Annotated in this window: 13 protein-coding genes; 6 read left to right on the top strand and 7 right to left on the bottom strand. The window is 65.2% G+C overall.

Annotated features, from left to right (window positions below; all coding sequences use genetic code 11):
* Positions 1–103 precede the first annotated feature (103 nt).
* Positions 104–1,141 carry a sel1 repeat family protein gene (locus HS104_03270; GenBank protein MBE7479000.1) on the bottom strand — a complete coding sequence of 346 codons (1,038 nt, stop codon included), beginning with the start codon at positions 1,139–1,141 and terminating at the stop codon, positions 104–106.
* A 1,516-nt stretch (positions 1,142–2,657) separates the two neighbouring features.
* On the bottom strand, positions 2,658–3,020 hold the full coding sequence (locus HS104_03265) for a hypothetical protein (protein MBE7478999.1): 363 nt from the start codon (positions 3,018–3,020) through the stop codon (positions 2,658–2,660).
* Positions 3,021–5,939: 2,919 nt separating this feature from the next.
* Between HS104_03265 and HS104_03260 the strand changes: the two genes are divergently transcribed.
* From HS104_03260 to HS104_03250, 3 genes are read left to right on the top strand one after another with little or no spacing between them, the layout of a single operon-like run.
* On the top strand, positions 5,940–7,103 hold the full coding sequence (locus HS104_03260; protein MBE7478998.1) for a hypothetical protein: 1,164 nt from the start codon (positions 5,940–5,942) through the stop codon (positions 7,101–7,103).
* 7 nt (positions 7,104–7,110) lie between these two features.
* Complete coding sequence (locus HS104_03255; protein ID MBE7478997.1) at positions 7,111–7,833, top strand: hypothetical protein; 723 nt, start codon at positions 7,111–7,113, stop codon at positions 7,831–7,833.
* Between the two features lie 31 nt (positions 7,834–7,864).
* A complete protein-coding gene (locus tag HS104_03250) occupies positions 7,865–8,692 on the top strand; it encodes a trypsin-like serine protease (protein MBE7478996.1) in 828 nt (275 codons plus the stop codon).
* 744 nt (positions 8,693–9,436) lie between these two features.
* Here the strand turns inward: HS104_03250 and HS104_03245 are convergent.
* Positions 9,437–10,102 (bottom strand): SMI1/KNR4 family protein, encoded by a 666-nt coding sequence (locus HS104_03245; protein MBE7478995.1) that lies wholly within the window; start codon positions 10,100–10,102, stop codon positions 9,437–9,439.
* Between the two features lie 243 nt (positions 10,103–10,345).
* Between HS104_03245 and HS104_03240 the strand changes: the two genes are divergently transcribed.
* On the top strand, positions 10,346–10,618 hold the full coding sequence (locus HS104_03240; protein MBE7478994.1) for a hypothetical protein: 273 nt from the start codon (positions 10,346–10,348) through the stop codon (positions 10,616–10,618).
* Positions 10,619–12,507: 1,889 nt separating this feature from the next.
* Here the strand turns inward: HS104_03240 and HS104_03235 are convergent.
* Positions 12,508–12,876, bottom strand: coding sequence for a hypothetical protein (locus tag HS104_03235; GenBank protein ID MBE7478993.1), 369 nt, complete (start codon positions 12,874–12,876; stop codon positions 12,508–12,510).
* 311 nt (positions 12,877–13,187) lie between these two features.
* Between HS104_03235 and HS104_03230 the strand changes: the two genes are divergently transcribed.
* Positions 13,188–13,688: a hypothetical protein gene (locus tag HS104_03230; protein ID MBE7478992.1), complete on the top strand. Its 501-nt coding sequence runs from the start codon at positions 13,188–13,190 to the stop codon at positions 13,686–13,688.
* Positions 13,689–14,286: 598 nt separating this feature from the next.
* On the opposite strand, the gene HS104_03225 is transcribed toward HS104_03230, so the two are convergent.
* From HS104_03225 to HS104_03215, 3 genes are all read right to left on the bottom strand, one after another.
* Positions 14,287–14,736, bottom strand: a complete 450-nt coding sequence (locus tag HS104_03225; GenBank protein ID MBE7478991.1) for a hypothetical protein — start codon at positions 14,734–14,736, stop codon at positions 14,287–14,289.
* 3,106 nt (positions 14,737–17,842) lie between these two features.
* The gene (locus HS104_03220) at positions 17,843–18,280 is read right to left on the bottom strand and encodes a hypothetical protein (GenBank protein MBE7478990.1); all 438 of its coding nucleotides are present in this window, start codon (positions 18,278–18,280) and stop codon (positions 17,843–17,845) included.
* Positions 18,281–18,584: 304 nt separating this feature from the next.
* Positions 18,585–18,770, bottom strand: a complete 186-nt coding sequence (locus HS104_03215; GenBank protein MBE7478989.1) for a hypothetical protein — start codon at positions 18,768–18,770, stop codon at positions 18,585–18,587.
* A gap of 363 nt (positions 18,771–19,133) precedes the next feature.
* Here HS104_03215 and HS104_03210 point away from each other — a divergent pair, with 363 nt between their 5' ends.
* Positions 19,134–19,745 (top strand): transposase, encoded by a 612-nt coding sequence (locus HS104_03210; protein MBE7478988.1) that lies wholly within the window; start codon positions 19,134–19,136, stop codon positions 19,743–19,745.
* The last annotated feature ends 1,163 nt before the right edge of the window (positions 19,746–20,908 follow it).

Genomic DNA, 20,908 nt, shown 5'->3' with positions numbered 1-20,908 from the left:
GCGCGTGCGCCGCCCTTGTTCGGCGGAGTTGGACATCGCGCGGTGCGCCTCCAACGCTTCAGCATCCGAAGGATCTCCGCTCGGCTTTGCGGAGCCGGCTCGCTCAGAGCGAATTGACGTTTGCGCGCCGCGATGATTCGGCGGTGAGATACTTCACCCAAAGACCCGGACGGCCCGTGATGACGGTCACGACCAGAACAACCTGTTCGCCACTTGCCCACGTCCACCATGCGTGTATCTCGGCGCGCTTGCTCTCGATGCAATTCGCCAACGTCGTGGAGCACTCTGTTGGCACCTTGTGTTTCAGCTCCGACGGCTTGCCATAGTGGGCCTCAAGCGCGGTTAGCTTGGCCTGAAACTCGTTTGGCCATTGGTTCGGATTGGAGGGGCTAAGGGTCTTGCCGAGCATGATGTCACAGACCTTGCCACTTGCGCAGGACTGGACGTAGGCGACGTCCAAACCGACCTTCCCCGGTACTCCGGTGCATTTGCCGTGCGTCTCGTTCTCGACGGCGACCATCCAGTCGAAGCCGCCCCCGCGACACGCGGCGGCCGCCTCGTCGAGTGTCGAGCCAAGGCGGAAGCCTCCGCCGCCGACCGGCGGCGGGACCTTTGCGTCCCTGGGCATGGTAGCCATTCGTTGCAGCGCTTTGCATCCCGCGATGTTTCCCCCGGTGCATGCCTTGCGAAAGAACGCTTCTGCGCGGGCGACATCAATGTTGAGGTGCGCAACACCCGCCTCGGCGCACGACATGGCGTCCCCGCGCTCGCACGTGGCCACGAACAAGTTCGTTGCGCCGCGGTCGTCGCGGGTGACTCCGTGGCCATCCCGCAGCAGACGGGCAAAGCTGTTGCAAGCACTGAGCGCACCAAGCGTACATCCTCGTTTGTAGTAGTTTGCGGCAGCGCCGTAGTCCTGCGGATAGAAGCCATCCTGGTCGCTGTACCCCTTCTCGTACCTGTAGCCGATGGTCCAGCAGGCCTCGCCATCGCCGTCGTCGCACTTCGCCTTCCGCCATTCGGTCGGCGACGTTTCCGGCGCGGGCTCTTGTGTTGGGTGGTCCGGCGGCGCGCGCTCGGCGGACCCTGCCCTTTCGCACCCCAGCAAGGCACTAATCAGCAAGAGTGTGGCGAAACGCACTTGGATTCCTCCGTGCCGAAACCCTTGGATTCTGCGCCTGGGCGGCCAGCAAAGGCAACGGGCGCAGCGCGTGTGGCTTGCGGTAGGTCCTCCCCGAAACGAGGTTCAGTGCCGCTTGATGGAGCCCGTTCGCGTGCTCTGCGCCCTCGGCGACACGCAAGCTGAGGTTGTTCAATTCCCCAAAGTCGCGGACGAAACGGGCATCTGGGTTTCCGGGGCGAAGACGGCGCGAGGGCCGCGAGGATCGCCGCCCGTCCCGATCTCAGAGTGAGACCGAAGGAACGTACACGTCCGCATAGGCAGCTGGCAAGACCGAGGTCCTCCGTGACGGGGTCCCAGTCCCAGCGGATCATGCACGGTCGGTCCGGATAACGAATTGGCGTTCACCCGCGAACGCCGGCTCCTGAGTTTAACAGAGCGCGAGGCGCTGCAGCGGCGGGCGAGCGCCGAAGACAGTGTGTCGCCCGCCGGCGCGGAACGGACGGTGAAACAGGGCATAGCCGGCGTTCGGCGGGTGGAACGACAAGTTATACAGTGCGCAGGAAACTCGGTGATTCTGGGCACTGAGGCTCCTGGCGTCACCGTTTGTCGCAGCGCCGTGGTCTTGGAGCTCGGGTTCAGCGCGGCGCGGTTCTGCTTGCTCGGCGTTCGAGTACGAAACACGAAGCGCCGCCGCGTTGGGCCACCAAGCAGCGCCGCCTTCGTTCGCGGTGGGCACGGCCTCGAGCGGCACGACGGTCGGGGCTTGGCAAGGCGCGACCGGAGGCGCGAGTGACTTACGGCGGTGATGGAGTCGCGGCGGTGCTGGTTCGCAGCGCTGCCCTCCCCGATGGAAGAATCTGATCTGTATAACGAATTGGCGTTCACCCGCGAACGCCGCAGGCCAAACATATCAGACCGCGTGGCGCTGCAACCGCGGGCGAGTGCCGCAGACAGTGTGGTCGCCCGCGGGAGCGGAACGGACGGTTGGGCAAGGCCAAAGCGGCGTTCGGCGGGTGCAACGACAAGTTATGCAGTGCGTAGGAAACTCGGTGATTCTGGGCACTGAGGCTCCTGGCGTCACCGTGTGTCGCAGCGCCGTGGTCTTGGAGCTCGGGTTCAGAGCGGCGCGGTTCTGCTTGCTCGGCGTTCGAGGACGACACGGCAGGCGCCGCGGCGTTGGGCCACCAAGCAGCGCCGCGTTCGTTCACGGCTCGCTCCGCTTCGAGCGCCACGACGCTCGGGGCTTGGCCAGGCGCGACCGGAGGCCTGAGTGACTTACGGCGGTGATGGAGTCGCGGCGCTTCAGGCTCGCGGCGCTGCCGTCCTCGTCGGGAAAATCTGATCTGGATAACGAACGGCGTTCACCCGCGAACGCCGGAGATCATCGTAGCAGAGCGCGAGGCGCTGCAGAGGCGGGCGAGTGCCGAAGACAGAGTGGTCGCCCGCCGACGCGGAACGGACGGTGAAACTCGCCACTACCGGCGTTCGGCGGGTGCAACGTCGAGTTAGACAGCACCGGCGAAGGCTGATCGAATCAGTCTCGGCCCAGGATTTCGAGATGCTCAAGCCAGATCTCGCCTTTGCGCGTGCGCGTGCCTCGAGCTCGGACGATGTCGCCCACTTTGGCCCGACGCACGACCGCAAAGGTGGCACGTCGGGCAGCATCCGGTGACGGTGAAGTGAACACAGAGCCGAAGTGCAGGTCGATGCTCTCACCGGGTGGCGACTCGATCATGAGGACGATGGGGCCGTCGACTTCACTGTCGTCCGCGATGTGAAGGACTTTGCCCGTGACTGTGACAGCGCCAGACGCGGTCGGGGCCGCAGCGTGATCGGCGCAAGCTGGAGCCGCAGCAGCCAGCGAAAGAACCACGGCGACGAACGCTCTTCGCCTCATGTGATGGCTGTATAACGAGACACACGTTCACCCGCGAACGCCGAGCGTCAAGTCGTCAGTCGGCAAGGCGTGAACGCACGCGGGCGAGTGCCGCTAATCAATGGTCGCCCGCGGAAGCGGGACGGACGGTGAAGTCGGCAGGGCCGGTGTTCGGCGGGTGCAACGTGAGTTATGCGGCGGATCCGGGACGTCGCTGCCGTTGTGCCTACGGCACGCACTTGGCCGGAGCGTACCCGCCGTCGAAAGGCCCGCCCTCGCATCCCTTCGGGCACCGAACAAGCTTGTGGCCACACAGAACCCCGATCTTGTCGATGCCCACGGCCAGGGTGTTCGCGTCCCGGCACTCGGAGTACCCGAAGAAATCGCAGTGTCCTGTGGCGTACGCGCCGCATTGGGCAGGAAGGGCTCCGGAGACGCAGTAAGCATTTCCGACTGCGCCTGGGATGAGGCAGATTTCATCGGCGCCGCATTCGTCCGTGGCGTTGCACAGCTTCACACAAGCGGGGACGATTGGCTTGCCGAAGCTGCCTACTGCTAGACAATGGCTGCCAGCTGGACACGGATCGCAGCTGGTCGAGCATTCGGGCGCCGTGCCATCGGCCGCGTCTGCTTCCGCGGAGTCCTTCGAGTCGCTGGCACAAGCGACGGGCACAACGAGAATGCACGTGAGCGCCGCGAGTCGCATTGGGGAAACGGTAGCATGCCGTCAATGCGCAGGCGCGAGACGATCTTGGGCGCTGCTCGCGAGGCCTTCGTCCGCATAACGGGGCGGCGTTCACCCGCGAACGCCGGAGATGATCTTAGCAGAGCGCGAGGCGCTGCAGAGGCGGGCGAGTGCCGAAGACAGAGTGGTCGCCCGCCGGCGCGGAACGGACGGTGAAACACGGCACGGCCGGCGTTCGGCGGGTGGAACGTCGAGTTAGGCGGCGGCTGACAACTCAGTCAAAATGTTGCGCCAACTCGAAGTGTAAGGTCGCGCGGTCCAGGTGCTGCGTCGATGTGCCAAGTCCTTCGGTCGGGCTCGGCGGTGGGAGCGGTTGCCAGCAGAACGATGCCCGCGGTCGCTGTTGCAGCACCAAGCGGGCCCGTCATCCAGAACATGCGACGCCATCGAGCGGAGTCGCATCCGGCTTCACCATCCCTTGAGCGGTCATCACAGCGAGCCGGGACATCGCCGGTCAGGGAGCCAGCGCGCGTGTATGCGTAGGCGCTTGTGAAGAGGAGGCTGGAGCCCGCGGCGGTGGCGATCCACCCCCAGGCGCGCTGAGTGGCGGCGGGAGTGCGCTGCTCGAGGCCGGGCGGTGGTTCGGCGCCTGTGGATTGAGCGACCGTCATCAACAGCGCGGCTGCAGCAATGCGAAGGGAGCTTAACGGGAACGTCATGAGTCCGCCTAACGATCGGCGTTCACCCGCGAACGCCGGAGATGATCTTAGCAGAGCGCGAGGCGCCGCAGAGGCGGGCGAGTTCCGAAGACAGAGTGGTCGCCCGCCGGCGCGGAACGGACGGTGAAACTCGGCCTGGCCGGCGTTCGGCGGGTGCAACGTCGAGTTAGCCAGCGTTGAAAATCGACGGTGAAGTTCCGTGCTTCGTCGGATCCTGACGGTGATTCTGGCCCGAGCGCGATGGGCCGCGAGCAGCGCCGGTACGCCATCAGTGGCATGGCCACCAGCGGCACGACCTCGGGGCTGATCGAGACGCGTGGGAACGCGTGAGTGACTTTCGAACTTCAACCGCGGGCAAGGCGCCGTGGGCTTGGCGGCGCTGCACAACAGAGCGCGAAAGTGCGCCTGGATAACGAACGAACGGCGTTCACCCGCGAACGCCGGCGAAGAGTTTAGCAGAGGGCAAGGCGCTGCAGAGGCGGGCGAGTGCCGAAGACAGAGTGGTCGCCCGCCGGCGCGGAACGGACGGGCGGGCAAGGCCAAAGCGGCGTTCGGCGGGTGCAACGTCGAGTTAGACAGCGTTGAAAATCGACGGTGAAGTTCCGTGCTTCGGCGGTTCCTGACGGTGATTCTGGCCAAAGCGCCGTGGACCGCGAGCAGCGCCGGTTCGCCGCCGGTGGCTTCGCCTCGAGCGACACGAGCTCCGGGGTGCGCGGGACGCGTGGGAACGCGCGAGTGCTTTCGAACTTCAACCGGTGGCGCGGCGCCGTGGGTCGCTGGCGCTGCACAACAGCGCGGAAGACTTGGGCTGTATAACGAGAGTGGCGTTCACCCGCGAACGCCGAAGATGATCGTAGCAGAGCGCGGGGCGCCGCAGAGGCGGGCGAGTGCCGAAGACAGAGTGGTCGCCCGCCGGCGCGGAACGGACGGTGAAACTCGCGACGACCGGCGTTCGGCGGGTGCAACGTCCAGTTATGCGGCATGAGCCCGGCAGCACCCTGCCGCGGCGCCTCGCGACGCGCACAGCCGCACATCCGCGGCGATTGGCGCGAACGTCCATCTCATGGCCTTCGGTCGAGATGGGGAGGGCCCTCAGGGTCCGCCCGCGGCGGCGAACACACCGGGGCGCACGAGCGCGACGGCGAGGAGGTGCATCCAGTAACACACCGGCCGCTGACACAGGGACTTTGCGACCAGCTCTGGAAGCGTGCGGGAACGTGCCGGAACGGCACAACCGGCATTCCGTGGCCACGCTGGTCGCGCGGTCGTTGCGCGGGCTCGCGACTTGCCTAGCTGGGAACACGCGTTAGCGTGGCCGGGAGAACCGTCGCAAGGGAGGACGTTGTCATGGAACTCCGATGCCGCTACGGGAACTGGGCGTTGATCGCGGTCAGCTTGTCACTGACGTCTTGCGCCGTTGAGGAGCCTGCACTTCCGACGAGTGGAGAAGGTGTGACGGGTGTGACCTCGAGTCGCGCCGCATTTGTCGTGCAAGGTCAGGAACTCGTTACCACGCAGGGGAAGCGCTACCTCCGAATGACGGATGACCTGGTGAAGCGCTGGCGCAGCGATCCCGGGCTCGAGGGCGACTACTCCGACCAACATCCCGCGGTGCAAGCGTTCCTTGAACGAGTCCGCGCGCACCAGCTCGCTACCAGACCCGTCGACCAGCTATCCGATGAGGAGCTAGCCGACGCGCTTCGACCGGTTCTGCACGTCGACGAGGGAGTTTTTCTGGCTGCCGATGGGGACGTGCCCGTCGTCAAGGCAATGCGCGCTTTGAAAGGGAAGTCGGTGAAGCTGGCTGAGAGTTACAGCCCGTCAGGCAACTACGACATCTACTTTGGAAAGCACCATGGACAGCCAACGCATGGCTGCTGCGGCACCGATGACCGATGGGCGGTGGGCGCCAATACGGCTTGGCCCTACGCCACGGTCATTGCGAGTTTCAACGTGTGCAACATCTTCTCGTCGAACTGGGGAAACGACCTCTGGTGCCAAAATGGTTCGAACGTTTACTCGCGGGATTGCACCTGGCAGCTGATCGGGCACTCGACCGCGATCGCGGCGGCACACTGTTTCTACGACACCGCTGCCAACAAGTATTTGCCCTGTTTCGAGGACGGCTACGGGCCGTTCTGCCGCTATCGCTGGGGTGCAGCACCGGACGCCTCGGACAACGCGATGCAGCCGATTCCGCCTGGGTACCCAACCCTGTGGGCTGGCTACTCCATGCAGGTACCCTTCCTGTGGTACCAGGCCACCGATCCGTACCTGGCCATTCAGTACGACTACGCCGTCATCGACTTCACCGGGTACGCGATTCCTAACCCAGGGTACACCGCGGGTTGGGTGGGATGGGGGGTTCTGAACAACTCGGACACGCTCAACTCGATGTACCAGATTTGGGGCGTCCCCAAGACGGACTTCTACGACACGCCCTATTCGACCTGGCCGCGAATCCGGGGATCGACTGCGATCAGGTACCCGTCTTCGGTGTCGACATACGTTACGTACACTCCCGGGGACGTCAGCGCCGGCAATAGCGGAACCGGTTTGATCCAGTACGTCAACGTCTGGGGCGGGTGGTACGTCACCGGGACCATCACCAGCTACGAGAACAACACTTGCTGTGCGCGCGCGCGACGATTGGAGAGCACATACCTCTCTTTCATCCAATCCGCGTCCACGGAGTACTGAGGTCCCCATGCGCGCGGCAAACCTTCGATCGATTATCGGTCATGGAGCACTGCTTGCTCTCACAGCGGCCGTGACGGCCTGCAACGCGCCACAGAAGCACGACGACGGCGCGGATGGCGGGCCCAACGCGGGCTACTGCATCGAGACTCGAACGGAAGTGAGCTTTTCGGAACAGACTGCGTTGGGCCTAACCGCGGGTCATCTGCTCGCCCTGGGCGCGGGAAAGCATGTGAAGCAGTTGACGTGGGCCGACTCTTCTACGAGTTCAGTGACTTTGACTGTGGACGGCACCGCCGCCTCGGGTTGGTTCGTCAAATCGGAACACAATCCGGCCACCGGAATCGTCCCCGAAGTGGAATGCCGCGACTCGATCGAAGTGGTGGTCGCCGCTACATTGGCCACACTTGACGGGAAGCTCGATGAGAAGTGGACGGGGCTTGTGCTGGCCTTTCAACCCACCGAACAGTTCGTCCCCGACGGGGGGTGGAAGGAGGGGTGGCTAGACGGTTCCGCTGAGCTCGAGGAAGGGTCGGCGGGCGGGACGTACAAGCCGGTGGTCCCAGCAGGTAGCTGCCTGCTCGACACTTTCGTTGCGGTCCATCTCAAGCCGGGCCTGGTTGGTCAGCCGCTATTCACCGGCGCAGTGCAGAAGACCGTCGCTGCGGCACCGTGCAAGCAGTTTGACCCGGCCACGACCGCTGTCGAGCCGGTGCTCGATGCCGAGTGGTAAGCAGCAGCGCCCAACTGGTTCGCGGGTCGGAGTGAGTCGAAAGATTCGCGTTGCGGCACTGCCCGGGCTCCTATCGGGAGCACTCTTCGGGCTGCCTCACGAAGCGCATGCGCTTTACGGCGCGCGGTCGGTCGACGAATCGGCATGGCCGTTCGTCGTTCAGCTCGATGAACGCTGCACGGGGGTCATCATTCACCCGCTGGTCGTTGTCTACGCTGGGCATTGCGGGACGGCCTTCACCGAGGTTCGTCTGTCGGGGCGACAGGTGCGCCGTGTTCCGCTCGTCAAGTGCCAGGCGCACCGCAATGCCTTTGCCGGCACGCGGGAGGACATAGCCTTCTGCGTGCTCTCTCTCCCAGCAGAGGTTCCTTTGCCCAGATTGCCCGCGGGCACCGAGGGGCACATTAATTTGGTGGGGCGCCACGCGACGGTTGTTGGATTCGGAACTGACGCTGTTGGTCGGTTGGGTAAGCGCGAGATGACCGTGCAAGTACTGTCGATCGGCCGAACGGCCGGAATGGCCTCGATTGGTGCGCCCGGGAAAGGGATCTGCGAGGGCGACTCCGGTGCGCCTGCGCTCGATTGCGCGGGTCTCTCCGACGCGCCTTGCACGGTATTAGCCATCGCGTCCGCGACGACGTCGCCGCGCTGCGAGGAAAGACCCGCGCAATTCGTCCTCCTCGGTCCGGCGCGTGCGTGGATAGAAGAAAACTCGGGCATCAGACTCACAGCCGATTCGACCGGGGAGAAGGCCGTTCCTAAGCGCCAGGATTGGACGCTGGCACTCGCGATGCTGGTTGGGCTGGCGTTCGCTGCGCTATCGAGCGCACTGTTTGGCGCGGTTCGGCGCCGTGGGTGAACCTGCGCTTCGGGCTGACGCCCATGGACCGCTGGAGAGCACTGCAGTCGCCGTGCGGCGCGGCGGCACCGCAACGCCCGTGCGGTCACGCGATGCCCCTTGTCGCTTTGTCCGAATAACGAATCGCGTTCACCCGCGAACGTGGGGAACATCGTAACAGAGGGCACAGCGCTTTCGCAGGCCGGCGCAAAGCCGTAGACAGGGAGGGCGCCGGCCGGCGTGGAACGGACGGTGAAACGCGGCAAGACCGCGTTCGGCGGGTGGAACGGCGAGTTAGCCAACGGAGGAAATAGCGGTGATTTCTGGGACAGTGGCCTGGTGACGACGAAGCCAGACGCCGCGGACTCGGAGCCCGGCGTCGCCATGGAACTCTTCGACGGCGGTGCAGTCCGCGCGGCACTTGGGGCCGCGGATGCAGCGCGCGTCAGTCGCCACCGCCTCGAGCGCGATCACGGTCGGGGCTTGTCGAGACGCGTGGGAACGCGCGAGAGACTTTCAGCGTCAACCGCGCGCACGGCGCCGTGGTCTTGGAAGCGCTGCCCCAGGGCGAAGGTGCGACGGTTGGATAACGAATTCGCGTTCACCCGCGAACGCCGAGCGTCATCTTATCAGACCGCGAAGCGCAGCAGAGCGGGCGCAGTGCCGCAGACAGTGAGGGCGCCCGCGACGCGGAACGGACGGTGAAGGAGGCAGGGCCGGCGTTCGGCGGGTGGAACGTCGAGTTAGACCGCTGGACGCCAGCTACTAGTCGTCAAAAGGATAGGGGAGCCTTTGTATGTTCTCGAAGTGATGGCGGCGACACAGCACGCTGAGATGAACATGCAGACGCGCGCAGCCGGGATGCCGGCAGGTTTCGGGTCCCACTTCCGGATCGACGGACCAGCGGTGGTATTCACGTCGTAGCCACGAGAGCGGCGGGTTGTACGGGAGGTGCACTGTCGTGATCGGTTGAAAGTCGACCCCAAGGTAAAAGGGGCGGTCGGGAGAGCGAAGCGCTTCGGTCAAGAACTCGGTGAATGAGTTGGCGATGACACGTCTCTCCCGGACGTCGTCATGATCACAGTCCAGAATGGGATTGGCTCCAGCGGCGGTCGTGGCAAGATCGATCCCGATGTAGTTCCCGTCGAAGGCGTCGCAGAAAGCGTACCAGGACGGAGGCTCTGACTCGGCCCACTCCGGTCCTTGCAGGGCAGCGCCCGTACGAACCCACGCCGAAGGGGGCAGCATCTGGTAGCTCTCGACGAGGGTCGCGGACGAAATGCGCTCATAGAACGCCGTCAGATCTGAGGGAAGAGCGAAGCCGGACCGAGCCGTGAATCGGTCTAGGTCCTGCCGGGCTTCTCCGTCGGCGACAACGTGGGGCTGAGTGGATTCGACGACGGCAATAAGGTCGTTGATGGTTTTCCGCATGGCGGACGCCCGGGCACTTGGTCGGTCTAACGAACGGCGTTCACCCGCGAACGCCGGAGATTAATCCTAGCAGAGCGCGGGGCGCCGCAGAGGCGGGCGAGTGCCGAAGACAGAGTGGTCGCCCGCCGGTGCGGAACGGACGGTGAAAGTCGCCACTACCGGCGTTCGGCGGGTGCAACGTCGAGTTAGACAGCGGTGCGAGCGAGCTGGTCGCGGTGTTCGCCTGGTGCGAGACTGTGGACCGTGGCGAACGACGAGGACGATCCGATCGACGTGAAGGCGGTGTTCGAGAAGTTCAAGCAGGGGGTCAAGGCCCAGGTGAGCGACGACAATGTCGCGGTGCACTTCGACCTCGGCATTGCCTATCAGGAGATGGGGTTGTTTGCAGACGCCGCAGCGGAGTTCGAGCTCGTCCTGCGAACGGATCGGAATCACGCCGGCGCAACTGCCCGATTGATCGAAGTCCACGCGAGGATGGGCAACCCAAGAGGAGGGACGCCCCCGGGCGAAGCGTAGAGCGGCCGGTGGGTCGGCATTGACAAGGCCCGGAAGAATTCCCGGCTGGATAACGAGACACACGTTCACCCGCGAACGCCGAGCGTCAAGTCGTCAGTCCGCGTGGCGCCACAGACGCGGGCGAGTGCCGCATCAGTTTGGTCGCCCGCGGAAGCGGAACGGACGGTGAAGTCAGCAAGACCGGCGTTCGGCGGGTGCAACGTGAGTTATCCGGCGTCGGTCGAGTCGAGCCTGCACAGCTTGGGATCTTCTAAGACGTGGTCAGAGTAGTCGCCCCGGGGAACGGGGCGCTCTGCGAGCGTTCCGGAGACCAGCACGCGCCCCTCACGTGGGAACCCGCAGCAAAGCAGGGATGCGTCGCCGAGACAGAGAAAGGCGTCGCCCGGCTGTCCGGGCAAAAGGAACAGGCCCTCTCCGTTCGAGTCGTGGACCCGCAAGAGCTGCCAGTTGGAGAGGTCTCCGCAGGTCGGCTCCCGCAGCGTGACCAAGCCGCGGTTCCCCGACGCGAGAGCGCCACGAACGACGACTCGTCTACCCGTGAGATCGGCCGCAGCCGAGAGGAGCTCACGGACGGCGCACCCGGTGGCATGCCCCTGGCAACGCGGGAGGTCCCGTGGCGTGAAAGGGCAGCCAGTCGCCGCTAGGCATGCTGTCGAGTCGTTGGGCACGGAGAATCGCTTGAAAGTGGAGTCGCTCGCAGTGGCCCACGAAGCGCCGGAAACGGCCTCGTCCGACAGACACGCCTTGGCCCGGGGCGACGAGGCGGTGGCCGATGGAGCGAGGCGCGTCGGTGGCGCGTCGGTCCGAAGAGGCGCCTCTGCTGGAGCGCAGTGAAGGCAACCGGCAACCAGAATCGAGGGAAGTCGTCTCACGGCCGGATAACGGGATGACGTTCACCCGCGAACGCCGGAGATGATCTTAGCAGAGCGCGGGGCGGTGCAGCGCGGGCGAGTGCCGAAGACAGTGTGTTCGCCCGCGAAATCAGAACGGACGGTTGGGCACGGCGAGACGGCGTTCGGCGGGTGAAACGTCGAGTTATGCCACGGAGGAAATTGCGGTGATTCCTGGGACAGTGGCCTGGGTTCGGCGAAGCGCGGGCCCGAGGACTCGGAGCTCCGCCTCGACTTGGATTTCTTCGAAGGCGCTGTAGTCGTCGCGGCGCTTGGGGCCACGGATGCAGCGCGGTGTCAGTCGCCATCGCCTCGAGCGCGACGACGGTTGGGGCTTGTCGAAACGTATGGGAACGCGCGAGAGACTTTCAACTTCAACCGCCGGCACGGCGCTGTGGTCTTGGAAGCGCTGCCCCTGGGCGAAGGTGCGACGGTGGGATAACGAACGGCGTTCACCCGCGAACGCCGGAGATGATCTTAGCAGAGCGCGAGGCGCTGCAGAGGCGGGCGAGTGCCGAAGACAGAGTGGTCGCCCGCCGCCGCGGAACGGACGGTGAAACTCGGCACTACCGGCGTTCGGCGGGTGCAACGTCGAGTTAGCCAGCGTTGAAAATTGACGGTGAAGTTCCGTGCTTCGTCGGTTCCCGACGGTGATTCTGGCCAAAGCGCCATGGGCCGCGAGCAGCGCCGGTACGCCACCGGTGGCACCGTCTCGAGCGGCACGAGCTCCGGGCGGCGCGAGACGCGTGGGAACGCGCGAGTGACTTTCAGAGTTCAACCGCGGGCCAGGCGCTGCGGGTCGCCGGCGCTGCACAACAGCGCGGAAAACTTCGGCTGGATAACGAAACGGCGTTCACCCGCGAACGCCGGAGATCATCTTAGCAGAGCGCGAGGCGCGACAGCCGCGGGCGAGTGCCGAAGACAGAGTGGTCGCCCGCGGGCGCGGAACGGACGGTGAAACTCGCGTGGCCGGCGTTCGGCGGGTGCAACGTCCAGTTATCAGGCGTTGCGACGAGGCGCCTCGGGCGCTGGGTTGGGCGGAAGAGCGTCGATTACCACCACGTCGTTCTCACGTAGGAACTCCGCCAGCCGATCAAGCGTGGCCGGTGGGCTAGTGCCCGGAGTCATCGTGACGCGACCGGCTTCTGTCGTGAGAGCGATACATGGATCGACGTGACCTGCGCTCTCCGTCAGGCCAAGCCCCAAGCGCACGCCCTCACGCACGTCGACGACGATGGTCTCTGTCGCGGCGCCGGCGTGGCGTTCAATGCGCAAGTCGCCATCGTCAATCGTGAGCACCCAGTGCACGCGCTGAGCGGCGCGCCGCACGAGGGCCACCGCGAGGGCGAGGATGGCTACTGCGCCCACGAGAAGAATCCGGGACAGGGTGGGTCCAGTCGCGACGAACAGGATTGCGGTGAAACCAACCGCCGCGAGCCAACTCGCCCAGACGTAGACTGTGATGACCGGCTCACCATGGACAACTAGCCGAGCTTGACGCCGGTGCCGGTAGGGCGAGTGTGAAGCACGGCGAGCCACGGCGGTGATGGCGGTCCTCGGCCGGATAACGAATTCGCGTTCACCCGCGAACGCCGGAGATCATCGTAGCAGACGGCGAGGCGCTGCAGAGCGGGCGCAGTGCCGCAGACAGTGAGCGCGCCCGCGACGCGGAACGGACGGTGAAACTCGCCTGGCCGGCGTTCGGCGGGTGGAACGTCGAGTTATGCGGCGTTTCGGGGCGATCGCGACATCATGTCGCACGGCGTATCATTTCGAGTGACCCAATGGTTCGGGCTCGCGTCCTCACGATCGCAATGCTTGTCGTGATTGCCCTTGGGGTGGCGGCCACGGTCGGCTTGATGAAGACGGCGCAGACACCCGCGCGCATCCCGACGAGCCCTGCAGCGGGCGAGGACGCCGTGGACTTTGATGAGCGAGCCCCTTCACCCAGCCCGGACGAGCGCGAGCTTGAGGAGGAGATGGAGGCGCGTCGTGCTATTCGCGACCAGGGCCTTGATGCGGGGCTCGGCGAAGTGAAGAAGATGGTGAGGGTCAAGGAGAACCTGAAGAGACATTGGCAGGCGGGGAGAGCGTTCAACGAGCCCAACCGCAGAATGCTCCGCCACCTTTGCCAGAGGCTGGGCGACCCGAGTTGCAGCCAATTGCCGTCGGCCGAATAACGAACGGCGTTCACCCGCGAACGCCAGGAACATCGTAGCAGAGCGCGAGGCGCCGGAGAGCGGGCGTGTGCCGTATCAGAGTGTCGCCCGCGACGCGGAACGGACGGTTGGGCAAGGCAAGACGGCGTTCGGCGGGTGCAACGTCGAGTTATGCCACGGAGGAAATCGCGGTGATTCCTGGGACAGTGGGCTGGGTTCGGCGAAGGTCGGCGTCGAGGACTCGGAGCTCCGCCTCGACTTGGACTTCTTCGAGGGCGCCGTGGTCGTCGCGGCGTGTGGGGCCGCGGATGTAGCGCGGTGTCAGTCGCCATCGCCTCGAGCGCGACGACGGTTGGGGCTTGTCGAGACGCGTGGGAACGCGCGAGAGACCTCCAACTTCAACAGCGGTCCGGGCGCCGTGGCCTTGGCAGCGCTGCCCCTGGGCGAAGGTGCGACGGTGGGATAACGAGACACACGTTCACCCGCGAACGCCGAGCGTCAAGTCGTCAGTCGGCAAGGCGCTGCAGACGCGGGCGAGTGCCGCATCAGAATGTTCGCCCGCGGGCGCGGAACGGACGGTGAAGTCGACACGACCGGCGTTCGGCGGGTGGAACGTGAGTTAGCCGGCGCTCTCGATCGAGGCCGGGGGGACTTCAATGAGCTGTGCCTCGATGAAGTCGAGGCGGCTCGCGAGCATATCCGCGTGCTCGAGGGTCGGCTCTGCATCAACGGGGATTAGGTCGGTCGTGGGTGTACCCGCTCGAACTGCAGCGATCCAGAGCCGCATCTCATCAACGTAGCCGGCCAGTGCGGACTGCCAGGAAGCGTCGGGATCCACAGCCAGATAGGCCGGTGGAACATCGCCGACGACGACCCAGAGTGTAGCGTCGATTTCGGGCTGAGCGGGGACGATGTCGAAAAGAAACACGCCGAGCACCGCAGGAATTGCGAATGCAAGCCGGCCCGCAACGACGCTTCGGCACCAGGTGTGCGACGTGAGAAAGTTTTCGGCCTCTCGTGCGAGTTCGCGAACCTCGGGATCGTTGATAGTCGCCACGTCGACGTGCATTGGAACGTCCGGATAACGAACGGCGTTCACCCGCGAACGCCGGAGATGATCTTAGCAGAGCGCGAAGCGCTGCAGAGGCGGGCGAGTGCCGAAGACAGAGTGGTCGCCCGCCGGCGCGGAACGGACGGTGAAACTCGGCACAGCCGGCGTTCGGCGGGTGCAACGTCGAGTTAGACAGCGTTGAAAATCGGCGGTGAAGTTCCGTGCTTCGTCGGTTCCTGACGGTGAAACTGGCGAAAGCGCCGTGGACCGCGAGCAGCGCCGGTTCGCCATCGGTGGCTCCGTCTCGAGCGGCACGAGCTCCGGGGTGCGCGAGACGCGTGGGAACACGCGAGTGACTTTCGAACTTCGACCGTCGGCAAGGCGCCGTGGTCTTGGCGGCGCTGCACTTCAGAGAGCGAAAGTGCGGCTGTATAACGAGATGACGTTCACCCGCGAACGCCGAGGAACATCGTAACAGAGCGCGGGGCGTGAACGCACGCGGGCGCGTGCCGCATCAGTGTGTCGCCCGCGGGCGCGGAACGGACGGTGGGGCAAGGCCAGGCCGGCGTTCGTCGGGTGGAACGGCAGTTATACAGTGCTTTGAAATATCGGTGATTCTGGGCACTGAGACTCCGGCGTCACCGTGAGTCGGGGCGCTGTGGACTTGGAACTCGAGCTCAGCCGGCGCGGGTGCTGAGTGCTGGGCATTTCTCGGACCTGTTGCTCGGCGTGGCGCTTCCGATGCCCATGCAGCGCCGCTTGCGTTCGCAGTCGTCGTCGCTTCAGCCGCGAAGACGGTTGGGGGTCGGCAAGGCGCGACCGGATGCGCGAGAGACCGTCAGCGTCGTCCGTCGTCGCGGCGGTACTGGCGCGCTCGGCGCTGTCTCTCCGGTTGGAGAAGCCTGATCTGTATAACGAATCGCGTTCACCCGCGAACGCCGGAGATCATCTTAGCAGAGCGCGAGGCGCTACAGCCGCGGGCGAGTGCCGAAGACAGAGTGGTCGCCCGCGGTCGTGGAACGGGCGCTTGGGCAAGGCCAGACCGGCGTTCGGCGGGTGCAACGTCGAGTTATGCCACGGAGGAAATCGCGGTGATTCCTGGGTCAGTGGCCCGGGTTCGGCGAAGGTCGGCCTCGAAGACTCGAAATTGCGCCTCGACTTGGACTTCTTCGAGGGCGCTGTGGTCGTCGCGGCACATGGGGCCGCGGATGCAGCGCCGTGTCAGTCGCCATCGCTTCCAGCGCGACGACGGTTGGGTCTTGTCGAGACGTGTGGGAACGCGCGAGAGACTTCCAAATTGAACAGCGGTCCGGGCGCCGTTGTCTTGGCAGCGCTGCCCCTGGGCGAAGGTGCGACGGTGGGATAACGAATCGCGTTCACCCGCGAACGCGAGGAACATCGTAACAGACGGCACTGCGTTTTCGCAGGCCGGCGCAAGCCGTAGACAGAGAGGGCGCCGGCCGTCGCGGAACGGACGGTGAAACTCGCGAAGACCGCGTTCGTCGGGTGGAACGGCGAGTTAGCCAACGGAGGAAATTACGGTGATTTCTGGGACAGTGGCCTGGTGACGACGGAGCGAGACGCCACGGACTCGGAGCTCGGCGTCGCCGTGGGACTCTTCGACGGCGGTACAGTTCGCGCGGCACTTGGGGCCGCGGATGCAGCGCGGCGTCAGTCACCACCGCCTCGAGCGCGATCACGGTCGGGGCTTGTCGAGACGCGTGGGAACGCGCGAGCGACTTTCAGCTTCGACCGTCCGCATGGCGCCGTGGTCTTGGAAGCGCTGCCCTTGGGTGAAGGTGCGACGGTTGGATAACGATCGGCGTTCACCCGCGAACGCCGGAGATGATCTTAGCAGAGCGCGAGGCGCCGCAGAGGCGGGCGAGTTCCGAAGACAGAGTGGTCGCCCGCCGGCGCGGAACGGACGGTGAAACTCGGCCTGGCCGGCGTTCGGCGGGTGCAACGTCGAGTTAGCCAGCGTTGAAAATCGACGGTGAAGTTCCGTGCTTCGTCGGATCCTGACGGTGATTCTGGCCCGAGCGCGATGGGCCGCGAGCAGCGCCGGTACGCCATCAGTGGCATGGCCACCAGCGGCACGACCTCGGGGCTGATCGAGACGCGTGGGAACGCGTGAGTGACTTTCGAACTTCAACCGCGGGCAAGGCGCCGTGGGCTTGGCGGCGCTGCACAACAGAGCGCGAAAGTGCGCCTGGATAACGAACGGCGTTCACCCGCGAACGCCAGGAACATCGTACCAGACCGCGGGGCGCCGCAGAGGCGGGCGAGTGCCGAAGACAGAGTGGTCGCCCGCCGGCGCGGAACGGACGGTGAAACACGCCATGACCGGCGTTCGGCGGGTGCAACGTCGAGTTAGACAGCGCGCGGAAGTGCGCTCTGATCCCACGCTAGGGTAACCCAGCCTCGAGCACCGACTCGTCCAGCACCACGGACGGATCTGTCCATCCGAGCCCAGCGCATTTTGAACAGACGATCGAGAATGGCCGACCGTTCACATCTATCAGAGCGCCATGCGCATCAAACCAGCCGGTCGCGGAGCACTCTGCACAGTCGGACGAGGTTGGTGGACGTGGCGGCATTAGCTCGCGTAGTTCCGAAAGGCCCGTCTTCCGCACTCCAGCGAGGAGCGCGGTGAAAGCGTCGGCGCGTGTCCCTGCAACGTCCCAGATGTCGTCATCCCACACGATGCGGCCGTCGCTTGTAAGGTAGGTCGGCGGGCCCAGACCAGGATCTAGAAGGAACGCATCGTAAGCGTCAGTGATCTCGTCTGCGCCGCGAGCCTCCCTGAGCTGCCGGAGCGCAGCCAGCAGTTGGGTTGACGGTCGGAAGATTCGGGCTGAGACGAGAATGCGTCTACTGGAGGATGGCAAGTGCTGCTCCGGTCGGAGATCGCGGTCAGCCCAGGCTGTATAACGAAACGGCGTTCACCCGCGAACGCCGGAGACCATCGTAGCAGAGCGCGAGGGGCTGCAGAGGCGGGCGAGTGCCGAAGACAGAGTGGTCGCCCGCCGGCGCGGAACGGACGGTGAAACTCGCCACTACCGGCGTTCGGCGGGTGCAACGTCGAGTTAGACAGCGCGAGGAACGGTGTCGACGTCGCGGTATCTCAAGCGCTGCCAAGGGCCTCGGCCGACCCTGAACCTGGGCCCGCCGGTGGCGGCAGCTTCTCGACCAGCGCTTCGATCTGCGGAAGGGCTTGGAGGGTCGCGCGTCGCGCCCTGGTTAGGTCCGGCAGTGCGTCGTATCGCAGGACGAGCACGTAGACGGTGGCGAAGGAGCGAACGTACGCCACGCCAGCATCGTCGGCGCTACAGAGGCGATCAAGTGAACCGCCCTGCTGCAGTGGAAGATCAAGCGACGCGAGCGCGCGGCGGAGACTGCGCGCGGCGTCCCTCGCAACGGCGATGTTGTGGTGCGGCGCGCAGCACCAAGGCAAGCCCCAAGCGTCGAGAACGGAGGCGCTCGTCGCGCACGCGTCGTGCGCGAGCGCCGCGAGGGCCTGTTGGAGCTGGGCCCACTCCGGAACGTGCGGTCCCAGGGCCATGGTTCGGCTGTTTAACGATCGGCGTTCACCCGCGAACGCCGGAGATGATCTTAGCAGAGCGCGAGGCGCCGCAGAGGCGGGCGAGTTCCGAAGACAGAGTGGTCGCCCGCCGGCGCGGAACGGACGGTGAAACTCGGCCTGGCCGGCGTTCGGCGGGTGCAACGTCGAGCTGAGGAATCCCCTCGAATTTGGTGACGGATCGCTAGAGAAATGGGGGATCGACGTGCATGCGGACTTCTGATCAATTGGTGTTTGCGACAACCCCAACGATCGGAGAATCCACATGCACGCCGTTCAGGTTCTATCACGCTGGCTTGGGCGTCGAGAAGTGGTCGGGCACACGGCACGCGCCGCGGCACTCGTGCGAGTCGTCCAGGCTCTCCTGGTCGGCGGGAAGCTCTCGCTGACGCAGCTCGGGCGCAACCTCGCTGGCCGCGCGCACGTGAAGCATCAGATCAAGGCCGTTGACAGGCTGCTCGGCAATCAACACCTACAGGGCGAGCGTGACCGGATCTACCGGGCCGTGGCTCGAACGCTTTGGCCGGGAACAAGCGGCCGGTAATCATCGTCGACTGGTCGGACTTCGAGCTCGGGCGCCAATGGCTCATGCTCAAGGCGGCGATTCCAGTGGGTGGGCGGGCCATTTCTGTCTACGAGCGTGTGTTCCCGTTCAAGCGCTACAACAGCCCTGGCGCGCACCGCGAGTTCCTGCAGGCGCTGCGTCTGGTGCTGCCGGAAGACTGTCGACCGATCATCGTCACGGACGCAGGTTTCCGCGGGCCATGGTTTCGCGCAGTCGAATCCTACGGTTGGGATTGGGTCGGGCGAATTCGAAACCAGATCAAGTACCTCCGTGAGCAGACGGGGCGTTGGTGTTACACCCACTCGCTCTATCCGCTGGCAACCACCAAGGCGCGCTACGTTGGCGAGGTCGCGCTCTCGCGGCGCCATCACTACCGCTTCCATCTCTACCTGGTCCGGGCGTACAGGCCTCGCGCTGGGCGCCCCGCGCCGCGGTCCCAGAGGGCCAAACGCAGCGATGTATCGTCGCCTTCACCGAGCTCCATGGCTGCTCGCGACATCGCTTCCTCACACCCAAGGCAGTGAGCGCAGGATCAAGCAGCTTTACACCTTGCGCATGCAGATTGAAGAAACCTTTCGCGACCTCAAGTGCCATCGTTGGGGCTTCGGACTGCGATACGCGAACTGCCGTACCGCGAAGCGACTCGAGCTGCTGCTCCTCGTCGGAACTCTCGCTGCCCTCGTCACCTGGCTCGTTGGGCTCGGAGCTCGTGCAATGGACTGGACCAGGCACCTGCAGGCCAACACAGTGCGCAAACGCGAGGTGCTCTCGACCTTCTTCATCGGCCGACAGCTACTCGCTCGTCCGGCGTCCTTGCTCCCACCTCTTCTGGCGGCACTCATCACTCTGCGCCGGCACTTGTTGCCCCCGGTGCCCGTCTAGTTTTCGTGGGGATCCCTCAGAACGTCGAGTTAGCCAGCGTTGAAAATCGACGGTGAAGTTCCGTGCTTCGTCGGATCCTGACGGTGATTCTGGCCCGAGCGCGATGGGCCGCGAGCAGCGCCGGTACGCCATCAGTGGCATGGCCACCAGCGGCACGACCTCGGGGCTGATCGAGACGCGTGGGAACGCGTGAGTGACTTTCGAACTTCAACCGCGGGCAAGGCGCCGTGGGCTTGGCGGCGCTGCACAACAGAGCGCGAAAGTGCGCCTGGATAACGAACGGCGTTCACCCGCGAACGCCAGGCACATCCTAACAGATCGCGCGGCGGTGCAGCGCGGGCGAGTGCCGAAGACAGTGTGTTCGCCCGCGAAATCGGAACGGACGGTTGGGCAAGGCACGACGGCGTTCGGCGGGTGCAACGTCGAGTTACCCAGCGTTGAAAATCTGGGGGAAAAGCGCGGCGCGGAGAGCAGGGCGCCGCTGTCGTCTTCGTCAGCTCCCGACGGTGATTCTGGCCAGAGCGCGATGGACCGCGAGCAGCGCCGGTTCGCTACTGTTGCCACCGCTGCCAGCGGCAAGACCTACGGGTGAATCGAGACGCGTGGGTACGCGCGAGAGACTTACAAACTTCAGCCGTAGGCAAGGCGCTGTTGTTTACCGGCGCTGCACAACAGCGTGCGAAAGTGTGGCTGGGTAACGAGACACGCGTTCACCCGCGAACGCGCGAGATCATCGTAACAGAGCGCGGGGCGTTTTCGAGGCCGGCGCGTGCCGTTGAAAATTGGGCGCCGGCCGCCGCGGGACGGACGGTGAAGAGCGCAAGGCGCGCGTTCGGCGGGTGGAACGCGAGTTATACCGTGGTGGAATCACGCTTGTTCGGGGAGCAGCGACGGTTGGCGTTGCAGCTCGCCTGGCGCCGTGATCTCGGAGCTCGGCGCCAGCTCGCGCGGCTTCTGTTCACCGCGCCACGTCGGCAAGGCGCTTGGGGCCGCGCGTGGCGCTTGGGCGAAGCACTCTGAGACCGCAGCGCGGCAAAGACAGTCGGCAAGGCGCCGTGGTCTTCGCGTGATCGTTTCCGGTCAGAAGACAGCGGTATAACGAGACACACGTTCACCCGCGAACGCCGAGCGTCAAGTCGTCAGTCGGCAAGGCGCTGTAGACG

It is taken from the genome of Polyangiaceae bacterium (assembly GCA_015075635.1).
Taxonomy (GTDB): Bacteria; Myxococcota_A; Polyangia; order Polyangiales; family Polyangiaceae; genus JADJKB01.
The sequence above is the reverse complement of the archived record's forward strand: the minus strand, read 5'-3'. Positions and strand labels throughout refer to the sequence as shown.

What these genes read in the sequence shown, in the direction of transcription:
- HS104_03265 (MBE7478999.1), bottom strand. Translation starts at nt 3,020, where the DNA reads ATGAGGCGAAGAGCGTTCGTCGCCGTGGTTCTTTCGCTGGCTGCTGCG.
- HS104_03260 (MBE7478998.1), top strand. Translation starts at nt 5,940, where the DNA reads ATGACGGATGACCTGGTGAAGCGCTGGCGCAGCGATCCCGGGCTCGAG.
- HS104_03255 (MBE7478997.1), top strand. Translation starts at nt 7,111, where the DNA reads ATGCGCGCGGCAAACCTTCGATCGATTATCGGTCATGGAGCACTGCTT.
- HS104_03245 (MBE7478995.1), bottom strand. Translation starts at nt 10,102, where the DNA reads ATGCGGAAAACCATCAACGACCTTATTGCCGTCGTCGAATCCACTCAG.
- HS104_03225 (MBE7478991.1), bottom strand. Translation starts at nt 14,736, where the DNA reads ATGCACGTCGACGTGGCGACTATCAACGATCCCGAGGTTCGCGAACTC.
- HS104_03220 (MBE7478990.1), bottom strand. Translation starts at nt 18,280, where the DNA reads ATGGCCCTGGGACCGCACGTTCCGGAGTGGGCCCAGCTCCAACAGGCC.